The 18228-nt window shown below is 63.5% G+C and carries 15 protein-coding genes; 6 read left to right on the top strand and 9 right to left on the bottom strand.

What is annotated here, in order from left to right:
- Positions 1-10: 10 nt before the first annotated feature.
- From EN914_RS00495 to EN914_RS00470, 6 genes are all read left to right on the top strand, one after another.
- Positions 11-1534: a sugar ABC transporter ATP-binding protein gene (locus EN914_RS00495; RefSeq protein WP_024502257.1), complete on the top strand. Its 1524-nt coding sequence runs from the start codon at positions 11-13 to the stop codon at positions 1532-1534.
- A 31-nt stretch (positions 1535-1565) separates the two neighbouring features.
- Positions 1566-2534, top strand: coding sequence for an ABC transporter permease (locus EN914_RS00490; protein ID WP_032898845.1), 969 nt, complete (start codon positions 1566-1568; stop codon positions 2532-2534).
- A gap of 44 nt (positions 2535-2578) precedes the next feature.
- On the top strand, positions 2579-3592 hold the full coding sequence (locus EN914_RS00485; protein ID WP_024502255.1) for a substrate-binding domain-containing protein: 1014 nt from the start codon (positions 2579-2581) through the stop codon (positions 3590-3592).
- A 171-nt stretch (positions 3593-3763) separates the two neighbouring features.
- Positions 3764-4981, top strand: coding sequence for an ROK family transcriptional regulator (locus EN914_RS00480; RefSeq protein WP_024502254.1), 1218 nt, complete (start codon positions 3764-3766; stop codon positions 4979-4981).
- A gap of 37 nt (positions 4982-5018) precedes the next feature.
- Entirely contained in the window at positions 5019-6005 is a 987-nt protein-coding gene (locus tag EN914_RS00475; RefSeq protein WP_024502253.1) for a sugar kinase, read from the top strand.
- Entirely contained in the window at positions 6005-7273 is a 1269-nt protein-coding gene (locus EN914_RS00470) for a D-tagatose-bisphosphate aldolase, class II, non-catalytic subunit (protein WP_032898842.1), read from the top strand. Before EN914_RS00475 ends, EN914_RS00470 begins: the two co-directional genes overlap by 1 nt.
- Positions 7274-7329: 56 nt before the next feature.
- On the opposite strand, the gene EN914_RS00465 is transcribed toward EN914_RS00470, so the two are convergent.
- From EN914_RS00465 to EN914_RS00425, 9 genes are all read right to left on the bottom strand, one after another.
- A complete protein-coding gene (locus EN914_RS00465; protein ID WP_024502251.1) occupies positions 7330-8676 on the bottom strand; it encodes an FAD-binding oxidoreductase in 1347 nt (448 codons plus the stop codon).
- 364 nt (positions 8677-9040) lie between these two features.
- Complete coding sequence (locus tag EN914_RS00460) at positions 9041-10495, bottom strand: NAD-dependent succinate-semialdehyde dehydrogenase (protein WP_024502250.1); 1455 nt, start codon at positions 10493-10495, stop codon at positions 9041-9043.
- Complete coding sequence (gabT, locus tag EN914_RS00455) at positions 10492-11796, bottom strand: 4-aminobutyrate--2-oxoglutarate transaminase (protein ID WP_024502249.1); 1305 nt, start codon at positions 11794-11796, stop codon at positions 10492-10494. Before gabT ends, EN914_RS00460 begins: the two co-directional genes overlap by 4 nt.
- Positions 11797-11893: 97 nt before the next feature.
- A complete protein-coding gene (locus EN914_RS00450) occupies positions 11894-12085 on the bottom strand; it encodes a hypothetical protein (protein WP_024502248.1) in 192 nt (63 codons plus the stop codon).
- Between the two features lie 4 nt (positions 12086-12089).
- Positions 12090-13787 carry a hydantoinase B/oxoprolinase family protein gene (locus EN914_RS00445; protein WP_032898839.1) on the bottom strand — a complete coding sequence of 566 codons (1698 nt, stop codon included), beginning with the start codon at positions 13785-13787 and terminating at the stop codon, positions 12090-12092.
- Between the two features lie 11 nt (positions 13788-13798).
- Positions 13799-15829, bottom strand: a complete 2031-nt coding sequence (locus EN914_RS00440; RefSeq protein ID WP_024502246.1) for a hydantoinase/oxoprolinase family protein — start codon at positions 15827-15829, stop codon at positions 13799-13801.
- A gap of 26 nt (positions 15830-15855) precedes the next feature.
- Entirely contained in the window at positions 15856-16557 is a 702-nt protein-coding gene (locus tag EN914_RS00435) for a GntR family transcriptional regulator (RefSeq protein WP_024502245.1), read from the bottom strand.
- A complete protein-coding gene (locus tag EN914_RS00430) occupies positions 16550-17602 on the bottom strand; it encodes a branched-chain amino acid ABC transporter permease (RefSeq protein WP_050580427.1) in 1053 nt (350 codons plus the stop codon). The genes EN914_RS00435 and EN914_RS00430 overlap by 8 nt, the downstream gene beginning before the upstream one ends.
- Positions 17602-18228 (bottom strand): branched-chain amino acid ABC transporter permease (locus EN914_RS00425; RefSeq protein ID WP_164778633.1); only part of this gene is annotated, 627 nt, incomplete at its 5' end. The genes EN914_RS00425 and EN914_RS00430, both read right to left, overlap by 1 nt.

Here is an 18228-nt window from a genome sequence, read left to right as displayed (position 1 = left end):
GGACGGGAAGATGACGCAGAACGAAGCTATCACCAACGAGAACGGCGCCACCGCGCCGCTTCTCCTCAGCGCCGAAAATGTCGCGAAGAGCTTTGCAGGCGTTCCCGCCCTGGTCGACGGGCGGATTCGGTTGCGCGCCGGGACGGTCAATGCCTTGTGCGGTGGCAACGGTGCCGGCAAGTCGACCTTCCTCGGCGTGTTGATGGGGATGCTGCGGCGCGACGCCGGATCCGTCACGGTGAAAGGCCGGGAGGTGAATTTCTCCTCCCCCGCCGAGGCGCTCGATGCCGGTATCGCCATCATCACCCAGGAGCTTAGCCCCTTCCTGGACATGACCGTCGCCGAGAACCTCTATCTCGGCCGCGAACAGCGGCGCGGCCGCTTCTTCGTCGACGACAAGTGCATGCTGAGCGACGCGGAGGCGATCCTGGCGCGGTTGAAATTCAACATCCCCGCTGGTGCGCGGCTGCGCGATCTTTCGATCGCGCAGGCCCAACTCGTCGAGATCACCAAGGCAATCAGCCGCCGCAGCGACATCCTGATCATGGACGAGCCTACCTCGGCCATTGGCGAGCGCGAGGCGCAGATGCTGTTCGACGCGATCCGCACTCTGACCGCGGAGGGCGTAGGCATCATTTATGTCTCGCACCGCCTGACCGAGATCTTCGAGATCGCCGACGATTATACGGTCTTCCGCGACGGCCGTTTCGTAGGCGGCGGATCGATTTCCGAAATCGACCGCAAGGGCCTGATCCGGTCGATCGTCGGCCGCGACCTGTTGGACCATCATCGCGAACCGAAGGATACCGGCCCGCAGAAACCCTTGCTCGAAGCCCGCGGCTTTGCATCGAAGGGAAAGTTCGCCGACATCGACATGACCGTTCATGCGGGAGAGATCGTCGGCATATACGGGCTTCTCGGCTCCGGTCGCAGCGAGTTCGTGAATGCGCTCTACGGAAACGAGCCGCGGGATTCCGGCCAGGTGCTGATCGAGGGCAAGCCCATCGATCTCAAGACGCCCGCCGATTCCATCGGCGCCGGCATTTCGCTGGTTACGGAGGACCGCAAGCAGACGGGCCTGTCGCTGACCGCGTCGGTCGCCCACAACATCACCGTGGCCAACCTGCCGCATTATGCGCGCAAGGGCTTCATGAACGGATCGGCGGAAGCCAGGAGCGTGGTCGAGCACATCAAGCGCTTCTCCATCAAGACGGCGTCGCCGGACCTGCCCGTCCAATCCCTGAGCGGCGGCAACCAGCAGAAGGTTGTCCTTGCGCGCTGTGTCGATACCAACCCCAGGATCCTGATCTGCGACGAGCCGACACGCGGCGTCGACGAAGGCGCCAAGCGCGAGATCTATGCCTTCCTCGGCAATTTCGTGAAGGCGGGAAACGCCGTGCTGATGATCTCGTCCGAGGTGCCCGAAATCCTCGCCAATGCGGATCGCATCGTCGTTTTTCGCCGGGGCCGCATCGCAGGCGAGGTCGCCGGACCCGAGGCCACCCAGGAAACCCTCGTTCATCTGGCTTCCTAGCCAGACGATCCATTTCGTGGAGAAGAATCCAATGGTATCCGCCAGTCAAAGCATGAGCGGCATGAGCCTGGGAAAGTTCATCGCCCGTTATGGCATCGTCATCTCGTTTATCCTCCTGTTCGTCGTGTTGTCGCTGGCGTCGCCGAACTTCCTGTCCACCAACAATCTGCTGAACGTTCTGCGGCAGGTCTCCATGAACGGTGTGCTGGCTGTCGGCATGACCTTCGTGATCCTGACGGCCGGCATCGATCTCTCCATCGGTTCGCTCCTGGCACTGGCCGGCGCCGTGGCGGCCAGCCTGGTCACCGGCGCGGATGCGTTCAATCCGCTCCTAGCAGTCGCGGCCGGCGTCGCCGTGGGCGCGCTTTGCGGCGCCGTCAATGGCGGGCTGATCGCCTACTTCAAGGTGCCGGCCTTCGTCGCCACGCTCGGAATGCTGAGCGTGGCGCGCGGCGCGACGCTGCTTTACAGCGGCGGCCGCCCGATTCCCAATCTCAGCCTCGAATTCCGCTGGCTCGGCCAGGGTCTCGTGCTCGGCATACCGGTACCGGTGATCATTTTCGCCGTCGTCTTCGCTGTCGCGGCGATCGTCCTGCGCTACTCCATTTACGGAAGACGGGTCTATGCGGTGGGCGGAAATCCGCGCAGCGCAAAGACGAGCGGCATCAACACCACCGGCATCATCTTTTCGGTTTACGTCATCATGGGCGCGCTGGCCGGTCTCGCGGGTGTCATGCTGACGGCCCGCACCACGTCCGCCCTGCCACAGGCGGGCATCGGCTACGAACTGGATGCCATCGCGGCGGTGGTCATCGGCGGAACAAGCCTCACCGGAGGTATCGGCCGCATCGGCTACACGCTGGTGGGCGTGCTGATCATCGGCATGATCAGCAACGGTCTCGATCTGATGGGGGTGTCCTCATACTACCAGCAGATCATCAAGGGTTCGATCATCGTCCTCGCGGTGCTGATCGACCGCTCCCGAGCCGGGAGAGAGTAACAGGCGCAAGCGGCGCGGCCGCACGCAACATGGAGGAAATGCACATGAAAACGACAAGACGCTTCCTGATGGGAGCAGCGGCCGGCCTTGCCCTTGCAGGCATGGTGTTCGGGGGGAGTTCGGCCGACGCCAAGACGCTGAAAATCGCGGCGATCGTCCAGAGCCTCAACACCGAGTACAATGTTCTGTGGGCCGATGCCGCCAAGGCGCACCCCGCGCTTGCGGACGGTACCGCCACGCTGACAGTTCTCGACGGTCGCCAGGACGTGCTGACGCAGTCGAACTTGTTCGACACAGCCATCACCGAAAAATATGACGCGATCATCTTCATCCCGGTCGACATCGACGCCGGCAATGAACCGATCGAGCGCGCGAAGGCAGCCGGCATCCCGGTGTTCGGCTCCAACACGATGGTTTCCAACACCGCACTCTACGACGCCTACATCAATTCCAACGATGTCGAGGCCGGCGAAATGCTGGCCAAGGCGGTGATCGACAAGGCCGGCCCACAGGCCAAGGTCGTGATCCTGGAAGGGATGCTGGGCCAGTCGGCCCAAGTACAGCGGCTTGAAGGGATCCAGAAGGTGCTGAAGGAAAATCCCGGAGTGACCATCCTGGAGCAGAACACCGCCAACTGGTCACGCGCCGAGGCCATCACGCTGATGGAGAATTTCCTGACCTCGCATGGCGATGCGATCCAGGGCGTCCTGGCCGAAAACGACGAGATGGCCGTCGGCGCCATCGAGGGCATCCGCAACCACGGCCTGGATCCCAAGACGGTTCCGGTCGCCGGCGTGGACGGCATCAAGGACGCGCTTGAAGCCGTTAAGCGTGGCGAACAGTCGATGTCCATCCTCCAGGATGCCAACGGACAGGCGCAAGGGGCGATCGACCTCGCGCTGCACAAGATCGTCGGCGACAGCTACAAGCCGCGCGCGGCTGTCTGGGACGTAAACGGCGGCAAGCTCGCCTGGAACGACGGCAAGGACCAGCATTACCACGTGCCGTGGCTGGCGGTGACCTCCGAGAATGTCGACAAGGTGCTTGTCGGCAATTGACGCTCCAACAGGAGGATGCCGCTCGCTCGCGGCATTCTCCTTCGCGTCCGGCGCAGCGGGAATTGCTTGCTTCCGACATCAGGCGGTTCATTCTTTTGAGGACTTTGCGTTGCCGGAGGAAAAACAAGCTCGGGTGAAGTATAGGCTGGGAACGAACATGCGGAGTCCGCCATGAACCATGTAACCTTCGCCAGCAGCTCGCCTCGCAGGATCCGCCAGAGCAATTCGGTAGCGACGCTGAACGCGCTCCACCGCTTCGGCCCTTTGAGCCGGGCCGATCTCGCCAGGCATATGGGGGTCAACCGCTCGTCCGCCGGCAATATCGTCCTGGAGTTGGTCGAGGCCGGACTCGTTCGCGAAGTCGCGGAGAACGATGTCGCGAATCCGGCGGGCCAGCCCAGGGCCGGAAGACCGGGTATCCTCGTGGAAATCGTGCCTGAAGCCGTTTTCTTCGCCGGCATAGAGATCGGTGTCGAACATATGACATGCGTCGAGATCGATCTCGCGGGCAAGATCGTTCGCAGCGCCATGACGCGCTTCGAAGGACATGACAGCGATCCGGAGGCCGCGGTCCACATGGCGATCGAACAGGTGTTTCTCGAGATGCGGAAGGATAGCCTGGCGCGATGTCAGGGCATCGGCATCGCGGTGCCCGGACAAATGAACCAGGATGGTTTCATCCACGTCGCACCGATCCTGGGGTGGCGCAATGTCGATCTCACAGGCCTTGCCCGCAGCCTTCTTCCGGCCGAGATCCCGGTATCCGCGGAAAATGACGGCAACGCATTCGGCATCGGCATCACATACAGCCAGCCGGAAGCGGCGAGCGGCGTCACCTTCTTCATGGTCATCGAGAACGGTGTCGGTGGCGGAATTGTGATCGACGGCAAGTTGTTCCGCGGCGGCAATGGCCTGGCCGGAGAAGTCGGCCACCTCAAGACACGGAACCCGACATACCGGAATCTGGAGCAGGCCTTCGGGCGCGACCGCATCCTGTCATCCTATCGCCAGTACAGGCCGGACGCCGACTTGGACTTGTTCCTGCGTGACGTCCGCGATCGTGTTCCTCAAGCGGTGCAGCTCGCCGAAGAATGGGCTGTCTTGTTCGCATTTGCAGTCGTGCAGATCTCGCGGCTGATCGACCCGAACCGCATCGTGCTGGGCGGGTCCGTCGCGGAATTGTATCCATTGGTCGCCGCACGGGTCGACGCGCATATCCGCGAGCTCCAGGCCGCGACCTTTCCTATCCCCGAGATCGTTTTCAACGAGAGCGCCATCTATGGAGCTGCCTTCGGAGCCGCTTGCATGATGCATCAACGCTTCATGTCGCTCGACAACCAGATGCTCAACAAGGACGCGGTTTCCGGTCCAGACGCCTCGGCGTCGTGAAACCGCAAACGACACCACACCCAGGATTGGACGCTTGATGAACGACCTCCCCCAAACGCTTGCACCGGACTCGCTCGGGCCAACCGTGACGATTGGAGAAATCCTGGTAGAGATCGTCGCGAGGCAGACAGGCACCGGCTTCCGGGAACCGATCGACCTCATTGGTCCCTTTCCGAGCGGCGCGCCCGCCATCTTCATCGATCAATGCGCGCGTATGGGCGGAGCGGCCGCGATGGTGGGCGTGGTGGGCGACGACGATTTCGGCGCGGTCAACATGGAGCGCCTGAAGCGAGACGGCGTAGACACTTCCGCCATCGCTGTTTCCGCGGATTATCCGACGGGCAGCGCCTTTGTCCGCTACCGCACGGACGGAAGCCGCGATTTCGTCTACAACATCGCCAAATCCGCCGCCGCTCGACTGGAATGGACCCCGCACGTCGAGGCGCTGATCGCACGTTGCGGGCATATCCACGTCATGGGAACGGTGTTCGCAAGCCCCGCAGCCTGGGCAATCACCGAACGCGCGATCCCGCTGATCAAGGCACGCGGCGGCACCATGTCGCTCGATCCGAACCTGCGCAAGGAATTGCTGGCGCACGGCCAGACCGAGGAGAAATTCGCGAGCCTGGTGGACAAAGCGGACCTGCTGCTGCCGTCGGGCAATGAATTGTTCCTGGCCGCCGGCATGGATGGCGAGGAACGCGCAATCGAGGCGCTGTTCAAACGAGGGGTCAAGGAGATCGCCGTGAAGCGTGGCGAACATGGCGCGTCAGCCCGTCAAAGCACGGGCGCCAGTGCCGATTGTCCCGGCCTCATCGTCGAGGAAACGGACCCCACCGGCGCCGGCGACTGTTTCGGCGGAGCCTATGTCGCATGCCGGCGGTTGGGGATGCCGCTGCGGACTTCGCTCGAATTCGCCAATGCGGCAGGGGCGCGCAACGTCACACGCCTCGGCCCCATGGAGGGAGCCGGCACGCGGGCCGAACTGGAAGATTTCATGGCAAGAACGGCGAGAAGAAGCTGATGCGTGTGGCGATCGAAGATGTGCCGGGCCTGCACAGGGAAGGAAAGAAAATCGGGGTAACCTCGGTGTGCTCGGCGCACCCCCTGGTGCTCAAAGCTGCACTGCGCCACGGCCGGGAAACCGGCACCACCGTCCTGATCGAAGCGACGTGCAACCAGGTCAATCATCTGGGCGGTTATACGGGCATGACGCCGTCCGATTTCGCGGCGATGGTGAAAGCGCTCGCGGCAGTCGAGCAGTGCCCGACAGAGCTGATCGTGCTTGGCGGGGATCATCTCGGTCCCAATCCCTGGAAAGACCGGCCCGCCGAGGAGGCGATGGCGCAGGCCGGGACAATGGTCGATGCTTATGTCCGCGCCGGCTTCCGCAAGATCCATCTCGATGCATCGATGGGCTGCGCGGGTGAACCGGCGACGCTAGACGACCATACGGTGGCCGAGCGCGCAGCCAGAATGGCGGGCGTCGCGGAACAGGCGGCCGCGCAGAGCGGCGGGGCAAGCCCGGTCTACATCATCGGGACGGAGGTGCCGCCTCCCGGTGGCGCCGATCACGCTTTGGATGCGATCACCCCGACCAGTCCGGAGGCGGCTCGCCAGACACATGCCATTCACGCCAAAGCATTCCAGGCCGCCGGGCTTGAAAGCGCGTTTTCCCGCGTCATCGGGCTTGTCGTGCAGCCGGGCGTGGAGTTCGGCAACCAGAATGTGATTTTTTACGATCGGACCAAGGCCAGCGATCTGGCGGCAACTCTGAACACATTGCCGTCGCTCATTTTCGAAGCGCATTCGACGGACTATCAGGGCGAGAGGCCGCTGCGTGAACTCGTCGAAGATGGCTTCGCCATCCTCAAGGTCGGCCCCGAGCTGACCTTCAAACTGCGCGAGGCGCTGTACGCGCTCGACCTGATCGCTTCCGATCTGGTGCCTTTCTATGGCCAGCGGCCGCTTTATCAGGCCATGGAAGAGCTGATGCAAGCCGCGCCCAAGAACTGGGCAAGCCACTATCATGGCAGCGATGCCGACAAGCGGACGCTGCGCCACTACTCCTATTCCGATCGCATCCGATATTATTGGGCGACCCCGCAAGCCCGTGCCGCCTGCGACCGGCTCTTCGACGCGTTGAAGGGCCGCAAGGTGCCGGTGACGCTGTTTCTCCAGCACCTGCCTTCGGCGCTCGCTTGGGCCGCCCGCGGCTGCGACGTCGAGGAGATCGCGATCGATCACGTCCAGCGAAGCATCGAGATCTACGCCCGGGCATGCGGCACCTGAGCCCTCGTCCGGTTCTTCAAGGCCAGAGCGGATGGGCTGGCGGGCGGCAGAAATACTTACAGCGATGGTCCCAATCGGATCGGGCTGCCGTCGCTGAAACGGGATTGACGGAACCTGTGGAGATTGTGCCCGGTCTCGTTGCCCTGGATCAAATCGGACAGGATGCGGCCCATTCCGGGTCCTATGCCGAAGCCGTGGCCGCTCATCCCGGTCGCGACAACGAGGCCTGGGAACGCAGCGGCGCGATCGACGATGGGCACGACATCAGGCATCGCATCGATCATGCCCGCCCAGCTCGCCTTGAGCGGTACGGTCGTGAACTGAGGGAAAAGCTCCCTGAACCCGCCGTCGATGGCGCGGAGCGCCGACGTCTCGGGAGCCGGATTGAGGACGCGCATCCGTTCGAAAGGGCTTTCTTCATCCGCGTTCCAGCTGCGCGGGGTCGACCAGCCGTCCGGGTAGCCTCGCGGCGCGGCCGGCAGGTAGCGTGTGCCGAACGGATTGGCCATCAGGGCGCTGACATATTTGCCTGCATGGCGAAATGCGTCCGGCCCTATGTAGAGTTGGCTGCTGCCTCCCGATGCGAGCGTGTACCCGCCATCCTGCCTGCGCCGGAAAGCGATGCGTTCGTCCGCGGCGGCACCGGCGTGGATTTCCGCCATCGGCGCTGTCGCAGCGACAGTCGCCCTGACGCTGAGCTGCGGAATCGAGATGCCGTGGGCGCGCAGGAACAGCGACGTCCACGCGCCGCTGGCGACGAGGACGCTCGAGGCCGCGATGAGCCCTTTCTCGGTCCAGACGCCACTGATGCGTCCCGCGGAGATGTCGAGCATACGTGCCGCGCAATTCTCGATGATCGTCGCGCCTTCGCGGGCCGCCAGGCGAGCAAGCGCGGGCACGGCGACCCAAGGTTCTGCCCGCATGTCCGATGGAGTGATCATTGCGCCTTTGAACAGTCGCGACATGGCCGGGATCAGGCTTGCCAGCTCACCCTGGTCGAGGAGACGCGTGTCGACGCCATGAGCCTGGGCGATCTTCAGGAATTTCGCGAAGCCGGCCATCTCCTTGTCTGTTCGCGCAAGATAGGTAACGCCCGTCTGCTTCAGTCCTATGTCCTCGCCACATTCCTGTGCCAGTTGCCGCCAGAGGCGCTGCGCTTCGATGACGATCGGCAGTTCGTCGGCATCGCGGCCCTGCTGCCGGATCCAGCCCCAGTTGCGCGAGGATTGCTCGGCGGCGATGCGTCCCTTTTCCAGCAGCGTCACCGAGACGTTCCGCCGCGCCAGGAACAGTGCCGTGGTCACGCCAATGACCCCGCCGCCGATGATCACCACATCCGAGCCCTTCGGCAGGGGCTGCTGGAACTGGATCGGGGTGGCTTCGGTGAAGGGGAAGATTGTCAAAGAGCACTATCCTTCCTGGTATTCCGCGGCGGCGTCCGGTCTACGCACTTGGCAGCGATATCGGGGCAGCGATATCCGGCCGCCGTGAAATGTCGATACCACGCGAGGAGATTGATCGTCAGCTACTGCTTGCCGAGAACGACGGCGACAGATCGCGGTTCGGAAGCCCCTCTGGACAATGAGTTCTGAAATCGCCGGCCAAAGGCTGGCGACTGTGCAAGCCGTGCCCCGAGAAACCGTGGCGAATACGACGTCCCTGATCTCGGATAGCACCGGCGATGCCGAGCCTACTTTGTTCGCGGCGGCCGGCCCATCTCAGTCCCTTTCAAGGCCTGCTCCTGTCTCGCGAGATGGTCGTCATGCCTCATCCCACCTTCAGCCCGCCGAAGCAGGCATATTTCAGCTCCACATATTCATCGATGCCGTACTTGGAGCCTTCGCGGCCGAAGCCGCTTTCCTTGACGCCTCCAAAGGGGGCAAGCTCGGTGGAGATCAGGCCTTCGTTGATGCCGACCATGCCGAACTGCAATTCTTCCAGGACGTGCCAGATGCGGTTGACGTCACGGGCGTAGAAATAGGCCATCAGGCCGTAGCGCGTGTCGTTGGCGAGGTGGATGACTTCCGCTTCGTCCTTGAAGCGAAAGACCGGGGCGATTGGACCGAAGGCTTCTTCCTGCGCCAGCCGCATCGGCGCCAGCATTCCGCTCAGCACGGTCGGCTCGAACCAGGTGCCGCCGAGCGCATGCGGCTTGCCGCCAGTCTCGATGCGCGCGCCGCGATCAACGGCGTCGCCGACAAGCTCTGCCACTTTCGCCACGGCTTTCGCGTTGATGAGCGGACCCTGCACCACCTCCGGCGCAGCGCCGTCGCCGACTTTCATGCTGGCAACCTGCTCGGTCAGCTTTGCCACGAAGGCGTCGTGGATGCCGTCCTGCACATAGATGCGGTTGGTGCAGACGCAGGTCTGGCCGGAATTGCGGAATTTCGAGGCGATGGCACCGGCGACGGCGAGATCGAGGTCGGCGTCGTCGAAGACGATGAACGGCGCATTGCCGCCGAGTTCCAGCGACAGTTTTTTGAGCGTATCGGCGCACTGCCGCATCAGGAGCTTGCCGACGACTGTCGAGCCGGTGAAGGAGAGTTTTCGGATCACCGGATGCTCGCAGAGCAGGCACCCGATACCGGCGGCATCCTTCGACGGCACGATGTTGAGCACGCCGGCCGGAATGCCGGCCTGCCTGGCAAGCTCGCCTATAGCGAGCGCCGTCAGCGGCGTTTCCTCGGAGGGCTTGACGACCATGGTGCAGCCGGCGGCGAGCGCTGCCGCCGCCTTGCGGGTGATCATCGCCAGAGGAAAGTTCCAGGGTGTGATGGCGGCGCAGACGCCGATCGGCTGTTTCAGCACCAGGAAGCGCCGGTCGCGGCCAGCGGATGGGATGACGTCGCCGTAGACGCGCTTGGCCTCCTCGGAAAACCAGTCAACGAAGGACGCTCCGAACGCAACCTCGCCGCGGGCCTCGTAGAGCGGCTTGCCCTGCTCGGCCGTGATCAGCCAGGCAAGGTCTTCCGTATGGGCGGTGATCAGGTCGAACCAGGCGCGTAGCAGCTTGGCCCGTTCCTTGGCCGGGCGCTGGCGCCAGTCCATGTGCGCGCGCTCGGCCGCAAGGATCGCGCGCTCGACGTCGGCGGCTGCAAGATCGGCGACACGGGCGAGAACCGCGCCCGTCGCCGGATTGCGGACCTCGAAGGTCGCGCCCGAGTCCGCGCTGGCCCAGGCGCCATCGATGAAGGCTTGGTCGTGAAGCAATGCGGGCGTCATTGTCCGCTCTCCACCTTTTCCAGCGCCGCCCGCAGGCTGTCCTTGAGGATGGCAATACCTTCGTCGAGATGATCGAAGGGTATGGTCAGCGGCGTCAGCACGCGCACGACATTGCCATGCACGCCGCAGGAGAGCAGCAGCAGGCCCTTTTCGGCGGCGGTGTGCGTGATGGCTTTCACCAGTTCCGGCCAAGGCTGGCGCGTCTCGCGGTCATGCACGAATTCGATCGCCACCATGGCGCCAAGGCCGCGCACCTCGCCGATGCAGGAAAACTCGTTGCCCTCTTGCCAGCCCTCGAAGACCGCCTTCAGCCGGCGCCCGACCTCGTTGGCGCGGTCGATCAGCTTCTCTTCCTCGATGATCTCCAGCACCGCGATCGATGCCGCGCAGGACAGAGGATTGCCGGCAAAGGTGGAGCCGACGCCACCCATCGGGATCTTGTCCATGACATCGGCGCGGCCGGTGACGGCGGCGATCGGGAAGCCGCCGCCAAGGCCCTTGGCCATGACGACGATATCGGCGGCGACGCCGGCATGTTCCATCGCGAACAATTTTCCGGTGCGGGCGAAGCCCGTCTGGATCTCGTCGGCGATCAGCAGGATGCCATGCCTGTCGCAGATCTCGCGCAGCGTGCGCAGGAAGGTGACGGGCGCCGGGTAGAAACCGCCCTCGCCCTGCACCGGTTCGACGAAGATGCCGGCGACGCGCGTCGGATCCACCTCGGAGCGGAAGAAGCGGTCGAGCGCGGTCAGGGATTCCTGCTCGGAAATGCCGTGGTAGGGTATCGGGAACGGCAGGTGGAAGACATCCGGCACCAGCGGACCGAAGCCGGCCTTGTAAGGATTGGTCTTGCCGGTCAGCGTCATCGCCATCAGCGTGCGGCCATGGAAAGCACCGGAGAAGGCGACGAAGGCCGAGCGACCGGTTGCGGCGCGGGCAATCTTTGCGGCGTTCTCCACGGCCTCGGCGCCGGTGGAGACGAGAAAGGTCTTTTTCGGGAAGTCACCCGGCACCAGCTCGTTCAGCTTCTCGCAGACCGTGACATAGTCGACATAGGGCGTGGTCTGGAACGAGGTGTGCGTGACCTTGTCGAGCTGGTTGCGCACGCGCTCGACCACCTTCGGATGGCGATGGCCGGTGTTGTTGACGGCGATGCCGGCGGCAAAATCGATGTAGCGCTTGCCTTCGACGTCCCACAGTTCGGCGTTCTCCGCCTTCTCGATATAGACGTCGAGATGTTTCGACAGGCCAGCCGGAATGGCGGCAGCGCGCCGAGCCGTGAAGGCAGCGTTGGTGGACATGGGTATCTCCTTGGACAGTTTGTTATGGCGCGGCGCTTATCGCGGCGCTTGAAGTGGTCGGCCCCATCCCTGACGGACGGGGCCGGCGCATCAATGCCTAGACTGCAGCCTTGGCGCGGCGGGCGTCCCGCTCGATCTTCCAGTCGACGCATTCCTGAGAGCAATAGATGCTCCCGTCATGCGTCTTCCTGCGGGCGGAATCCTCGGCAGAGGCCTCGTAGATCAGCACGCCGCAATTGGCGCATTTCGTGTAGCTTTCGATGTAAAGTCCGTTCAGCGAAAACTTCATGGTCTCAGGCCTCCTGATAGCCGTAGTGTTTGTGGGCGGCCGCCTTCGAGACATAGCCCTCGCGGACATCCTCCGCGACAGCCGCCGGATCGCGCTTTGCGGGCTCGCCGTAGCCGCCGCCGCCAGGGGTGACGAGCCGCACACGATCGCCGCGGCGAATGGAGACGTTGGAGTAGCGGCTGGTCGAGGCCTTGCCATAGGCCTCGCGTATCGTCTGCCAGTCGCTTCGCCCGGACTTCATGACCAGCGTCGCACCGAGACCGCCTTCCGTGCCCCCATTCAGGCCCCAGGGGGCCAAAAGGTGACGGTCGGTCATCTGCGAGCAGATGATCTCGTCGTTGAGGCACAGCATCTGCTTGGAGTAGCCGACCCCGCCGCGATATTCACCGGCACCGCCGGCATCGACGTTGAAGGCGAGGCTTTCGATGCGCCAGGGGAAGCGCGTCTCGTAGACTTCGACCGGCGTGATGCGGCAATTGCCGTTGATCGAGTCGACGCCGTCATTGCCATCGGCAAAGGCGCGGCCGCCCCAGCCGACCGCTTCGAGGTCGTAGCAGGCGAAATACTCGCCTGTGTCGGCATCGACGCCGCCGAAGACGAAGTTGCAATGGGTGGCACCCTCCGCCGCCATCACCCGGTTCGGGATCGCCGGAGCCATGGCGCCGAGGATCGTGCCGACGATGCGTGGATGGGTTTCGGTATTGCCGCCGACTTCCGGCGCGGGGAAGTCCACGTTGACGATGGTGCCGGGCGGCGCCATGACGCGGATCGGCCGGAAGCAGCCGGAATTGCGCGGTATCGTCGGGTCGGTCATGTGCAGCACGGCGTTGTAGGCCGCCGATGTGGCAACGCCGAGCGTGGCGTTGATCGGGCCGGAGGCCTGCGGCGAGGAACCGTGATAGTCGACGATGATCTCGCCGCCGCGCTTATGCACCTCGACGGCGACTGTGTAGGTGCGGTCGGCGTCGATACCGTCGCTCTCGATCGTGTCGGAGAAGGCATAGATGCCGTCCGGGATCGCTTCCAGTTCGGCGCGCATGCGGCGCTCCGAATAGAGCAACAGGTCGTTGACCGTCTCCTTGATCTTCTCCTTGCCGTACTTCTGGTAGATCTGCGCCATCTGCTTTTCGCCGAGGTCGACGGCGGCGATGAGGGCGCGCAGATCGCCATAGTTGACGCGCGGCGTCCGCACATTGGCGAGAAGCAGCTTCCAGACCTCGATATTGTCCTTGCCGCGCTTCTTGATCTTGACCGGCGGGATGCGAAGGCCTTCCTGGAAGATCTCCGTCGCCTCGCCACAGAAGCCGCCGGGCGCCATGCCGCCGACTTCGGCGATATGGCCGATGGCGACGGCAAAGCCCATGATCTCGCCGTCGACGAAGATCGGCTTGAAGAAGGTATGCTCCGGCGTGTGCAGGCCCCCGCGATAGGGGTCGTTGTGCAGGATGACGTCGCCCTCCTCGATCTCGTCGATCGGGATTTCCTTGAGGCAGGATTTGACCAGCAGCGGCATGCCGCCGATCTGCGCCGGGCAATAGTCGGCGACGGCGATCATGTCGCCGTTCATGTCGGCAAGCCCGCAGGTAAAGTCGAGCGCCTCGTTGAAGATCGTCGAATAGGACGTCTTCATCAACACGATCCCCATCTCCTTGCAGAGAGAGACCATGCTGGATTCCAGAATGTTCATCGTAACGAAGTCCATGATGGTACTCCTCAGGCCGAAATGATCAGATTGCCGAGCCGGTCGACGCGGAGCGTCTGTTTCGGCTGCAAAATGGTGACGGAGGCGCTTTCCTCCACAATGGCGGGACCGGCGACGGTCTGCTCCTGCTTGAACGTGCCGCGGTCGTAGGTCTTTACCTCGTGCCAGCCGTCCTCGAAGCGTACCTTGCGGCTGCCGGAGGACGCCGGCGTGCCTTCGCCCTTTTCGAGTTCCCGCATCTTCGGCTTTTCGGAAACGGCAACGGCGACGACCTTGAGATTGACCGTCTCGATGGTCTCACCGGGGATGGAGAAGCCGAAGCGGTTCTGGTGCTCCTCGTGGAAGCGTTCCCAGAGGCTCGCTATGGTCTCCTCGGTGAAGTTGTTGGCTGGGAAGCTCAGTTCCAGCTCGTGGTTCTGGCCGAAGTAGCGGGCCTCGATGGACCGGTAGACCTCCACCTTCTGCTGGTAGCCCTGGGAGACCAGCTCGGCAATGGCGCCATCCACCAGTTCCGTCATTGCCACGGTGGCGCGGGCACCATCGAAGTATTTCGAGATCTGCTGTACCGTTCGATGGCGGTCGACGCGCGCATCGGTCATGATGAAGCCGAAGGCGGAAAACTGGCCGGGATAGTTGGGCACGATGCCCTGCGGAATGCCGGAAATATCCATCAGGTCGCAGATATGCACCGGCCCCGCCCCGCCCGAGGCGACGAGCGAGAAGTCACGCGGATCGAGGCCGCGCTGGAGGAGAACGGCACGCAGCGCGCCCAGCATGTTGTTGTTGGCGATCTGCACCATGGCGAAGGCAGCCGCGTCGACCTCGAGGCCGAGCTGGTCGGCGATCGTCTTGACAGCGCGATGCGCCGCCTCGGCGTCGAGCTTCATCTTGCCGCCGAGGAAGTAGTCGGGGTTGATGCGTCCGAGCACGACATTGGCGTCCGTCACCGTGGCATTCTCTCCGCCACGGCCGTAGCAGGCAGGCCCCGGCGCCGCACCGGCCGATTGCGGGCCCATGCGCAACATGCCGCCCTTGTCGATCCAGGCGATGGAGCCGCCGCCGGCGCCGATCGTGTGGATGTCGATCATCGGAATCTGGATCGGCAGGCCCCATTCGATCTCGAAGCTCGTCGTTACATGCTCCATGCCGTCCACGACGGTCGAGCAATCGGTCGAGGTTCCACCCATGTCGAAGGTAACGAGGTTCTTGATGCCGGTGAGTTCTGAGAGAACACGGGTGGCGACGACCGCACCGGTCGGGCCGGAGAGCGTCATCTGCACCGGCGCTTCGGCGGCACCCTTCAGCGTCGATTCACCGCCGTTCGACTTGATCACGCCGATCCTGTCGCCGATGCCGATGCTATCGAGGCGCTTCTGCATGCGGTGAAAATTGTCGGAGACGATGGGCTTCAGATACGCGTCGGCAATCGTGGTGGAGGCGCGGTCGTATTCCTTCCACTTCGGCAGCACGTCGTAGGAAATCGAGATCGGCATGCCGGGCAGTTCTTCCGCGAGGATGTCGCGGATGCGCTGCTCGTGGCTCGGGTCGATATAGGAAAACAGCGTGCAGACGGCGATCGCCTCGATCGTGCCGTCGGCCTTGATCGTAGCGGCGACCTCGCGCACGGCCGCCTCATCGAGCGCCGTGACAAGCTCGCCCTTGGCGCTGAAACGCCCGCCGATCTCATAGGTGTCAGCGCGCTTCATCAACGGCTTGGTCTTGATCCAGGTGATGTCGTAGTGACTGCGGCGGTCGCCGCGCTGGATGAAGGGGACATCGCGAAAGCCGGTGGTCGTGACATAGGCGACCTTTGCGCCGCGCCTCGTCAGCAGCGCGTTAGTGGCGATCGTCGTGCCGAGACGGATCTTGTCGACGCTTGCGACATCCTCCAACTGTGCGAGCCCCTGGAGCACGCCTTCGATCGGTTCGGAGGGGGTCGTCAGGTTCTTCCAGTTTTCGATGGTGCCGGTCGCCGCGTCGTAGGAAACGAAGTCGGTAAACGTTCCCCCGATGTCGATGCCGATGATTTTCCTGTCAGGCATTATGTCCTCATTTCTCATGGATAGGATCAAGACGAGCGGGGTTTTTCCCGGTCGTAAGCTTCAAGCAGGTGACGCCAGGAATCGCGGATGTGATCGCGAATGGCATCCATCGCCTTTTGGGGATTGCGGGTGCGCAGAGCCTCGACGATCGGCCAGTGATCGACGGCCGCCGCCATCTGGCTCTCGAACTGGCGTTCCGCCATGGTGATCAGCATCTGCACTTCCGCCTGGATGTTGGTGAAGGCGTGCAGCGTCTGGCGATTCTTCGAGAGCCGGCAGATCTCGAGGTGGAAGGCGAGGTCGTTTTCGACCAGCGCGATCTCGTCATTGGCATTGGCGGCCGCGACCATGGCATCAACGAAACCGGCAATGCGGTCGATGTCGGCGTCCGTCATCTGCGGCAGCGCCTGTTCCATCGCAAAACGTTCGACGACGATGCGGAAGGAGAAGATCTCATCGATATCGCTGTGCAGGAAGGTTCGAACGAAGGTGCCCTTGCGGGGAACCGCGACGAGCAGGCCGCGCTCCTCCAACCGGCGGATCGCCTCGCGGATGGGATTGCGGCTGATCCCCAGCTGGCGGGCCAGTTCCGCTTCGTTGATGCGCTGGCCGGGCTGGAGCCGGCCGAAGATCAGTTCACGCACGAGTAACGTCGAAACCTGGTCGGACAGCATCCGGTGGTCGATGATGCCGATCGGTTCATCCGTATTGAAGAGATTGTTAGCCATTGATGAGCCCCTTATCGCGCTGTAGCCGCTGCGGCAGGCCTATTTCTCGACCTGCCATGATCCCGTCTTTGCGGAAGACCAGTATCAACAGCATAAAGCCCGCGATGATAAGTTCCTGCGTGCCCGCCGGCAGCGACCACTGTTGGCCGCCGATCGAAATTCCGCCTTCGAGGCGACGGAAGATATCGACCATCGCCGTGATGACGACGACGCCGACCACCGCGCCGGCAAGGCTGCCCATGCCGCCGACGATGAGCATGGCGAGCGCGAGAAAGGTGAAGCTGAGGAAGAAGTTGTTGATCGACACGGTGCCGAGGTAGTGCGCCTGCAACACGCCGCCGAGGCCGACCAGGAAACCCGAGAGCGTGAAGGCAATGAGCCGCGACCAGTAGAGCGAGATGCCCGACGCGGCGGCCGCGACCTCGTCTTCGCGCGTCGCCCGGATCGCAAGGCCGAAGGCGGAAATCTGGTAGAGATAGGCGACGACGATCGCGAGAACGGCGCAGATAAGCGCTAGCCAGGCCGTCACATAGGTCGGCAGGCCGACGATCGACGCAGAGCCCATCGTGACGCTGTCCCAGTTGGAATAGACCACGTTCAGGATGAAGAGCACCGCAAGCGTGGAGATCGACGCCGCAAGGCCCGTGAGCCGCATGATGACGAGGCCGGTGAGGAAAGCGGCGGCGCCGGCGAGCAGCACCGAGACGATGGCGGACGGCAGCAGCGGAATGCTCTGGTCGCGCAGGAAATGCGGCAGGCCGGACATGGTGATCGGCTTCAGCATCTCGCAGCAGGTCTGCCAGGCCGAGGCATAGGCTGCGATCGCCATGAACGTGGCATGGCCGAAGGAAATGATGCCGGAATTGCCGACGAAGACGTAAAGCCCGACGACGATGACAATGCTGATCAGCATCTCGATGACGGTGCGCTGCAGGGACAGACCGCCGAAGTGGCCGGTGACCACGACGATGAGCGCAAGCGGCACGACGAGCGCCAGCACCGGAAACCAGAAGCGGCCGATCGCGGCAAGAGATGGCATCTTCATTATACACGTTCCTTCGCGGCGCTGGTGACGATGAGGCCTTGCGGGCGGACGAGAAGGATCAGGATGACCAGCGCGAACACACCGGCATCGCGGAAGGGGCGTAGATCGGTCGGCAGGTAGGTTTGCAGGAGCACGCTGGCGACACCCACGAGGAACCCGCCGAGTGCGGCCCCAGGCAGCGAGCCCATGCCGCCGATGACGGTGGCGAAGAAGCCATAGACGACGGGCATCAGGCCCATGCGCAGGTCGAGCGTGCCGGTCTGGATCGTGAGCAGCAGGGAGACCACGCCGCTGAGCAGGCCCGAAATAGCAAAGGCGAGTGCGATCACCCGGTTCGCCGGCATGCCGAGCAGACGGGCCATCTGGAAGTTTTCCGCCGCCGCCCGCATCTGGATGCCGAGCGGTGTCTTCTTGAGAAAGAGAACCAGCGCGACGAGCAGGCCGGCCGTGACGCCCATGGTCAGGAGCTGCACGCCCGGAACGCGCACGCCGCCGATTTCCACCGCATTTGCGAGACTCTGCCCGATGCCAACCGATTTGGGCCGGCCGGTATGGATGAGCATGACGAGGTTCTGCAGGAAATAGCTGACGGCGAAGGAGGAGATGAGCAGCGTCGACGGGTTGGA

The organism is Mesorhizobium sp. M7A.F.Ca.CA.001.08.2.1 (assembly GCF_003998455.1).
Lineage (GTDB): Bacteria > Pseudomonadota > Alphaproteobacteria > Rhizobiales > Rhizobiaceae > Mesorhizobium > Mesorhizobium ciceri.
Note: the sequence above shows the minus strand (reverse complement) of the source record. Positions and strands in the feature narration are given on the sequence as shown.

Coding starts and splice junctions, on each gene's coding strand:
- EN914_RS00495 (WP_024502257.1), top strand. CDS start 11: ATGACGCAGAACGAAGCTATCACCAACGAGAACGGCGCCACCGCGCCG.
- EN914_RS00490 (WP_032898845.1), top strand. CDS start 1,566: ATGGTATCCGCCAGTCAAAGCATGAGCGGCATGAGCCTGGGAAAGTTC.
- EN914_RS00485 (WP_024502255.1), top strand. CDS start 2,579: ATGAAAACGACAAGACGCTTCCTGATGGGAGCAGCGGCCGGCCTTGCC.
- EN914_RS00480 (WP_024502254.1), top strand. CDS start 3,764: ATGAACCATGTAACCTTCGCCAGCAGCTCGCCTCGCAGGATCCGCCAG.
- EN914_RS00475 (WP_024502253.1), top strand. CDS start 5,019: ATGAACGACCTCCCCCAAACGCTTGCACCGGACTCGCTCGGGCCAACC.
- EN914_RS00470 (WP_032898842.1), top strand. CDS start 6,005: ATGCGTGTGGCGATCGAAGATGTGCCGGGCCTGCACAGGGAAGGAAAG.
- EN914_RS00460 (WP_024502250.1), bottom strand. CDS start 10,495: ATGACGCCCGCATTGCTTCACGACCAAGCCTTCATCGATGGCGCCTGG.
- gabT (WP_024502249.1), bottom strand. CDS start 11,796: ATGTCCACCAACGCTGCCTTCACGGCTCGGCGCGCTGCCGCCATTCCG.
- EN914_RS00450 (WP_024502248.1), bottom strand. CDS start 12,085: ATGAAGTTTTCGCTGAACGGACTTTACATCGAAAGCTACACGAAATGC.
- EN914_RS00445 (WP_032898839.1), bottom strand. CDS start 13,787: ATGGACTTCGTTACGATGAACATTCTGGAATCCAGCATGGTCTCTCTC.
- EN914_RS00440 (WP_024502246.1), bottom strand. CDS start 15,829: ATGCCTGACAGGAAAATCATCGGCATCGACATCGGGGGAACGTTTACC.
- EN914_RS00435 (WP_024502245.1), bottom strand. CDS start 16,557: ATGGCTAACAATCTCTTCAATACGGATGAACCGATCGGCATCATCGAC.
- EN914_RS00430 (WP_050580427.1), bottom strand. CDS start 17,602: ATGAAGATGCCATCTCTTGCCGCGATCGGCCGCTTCTGGTTTCCGGTG.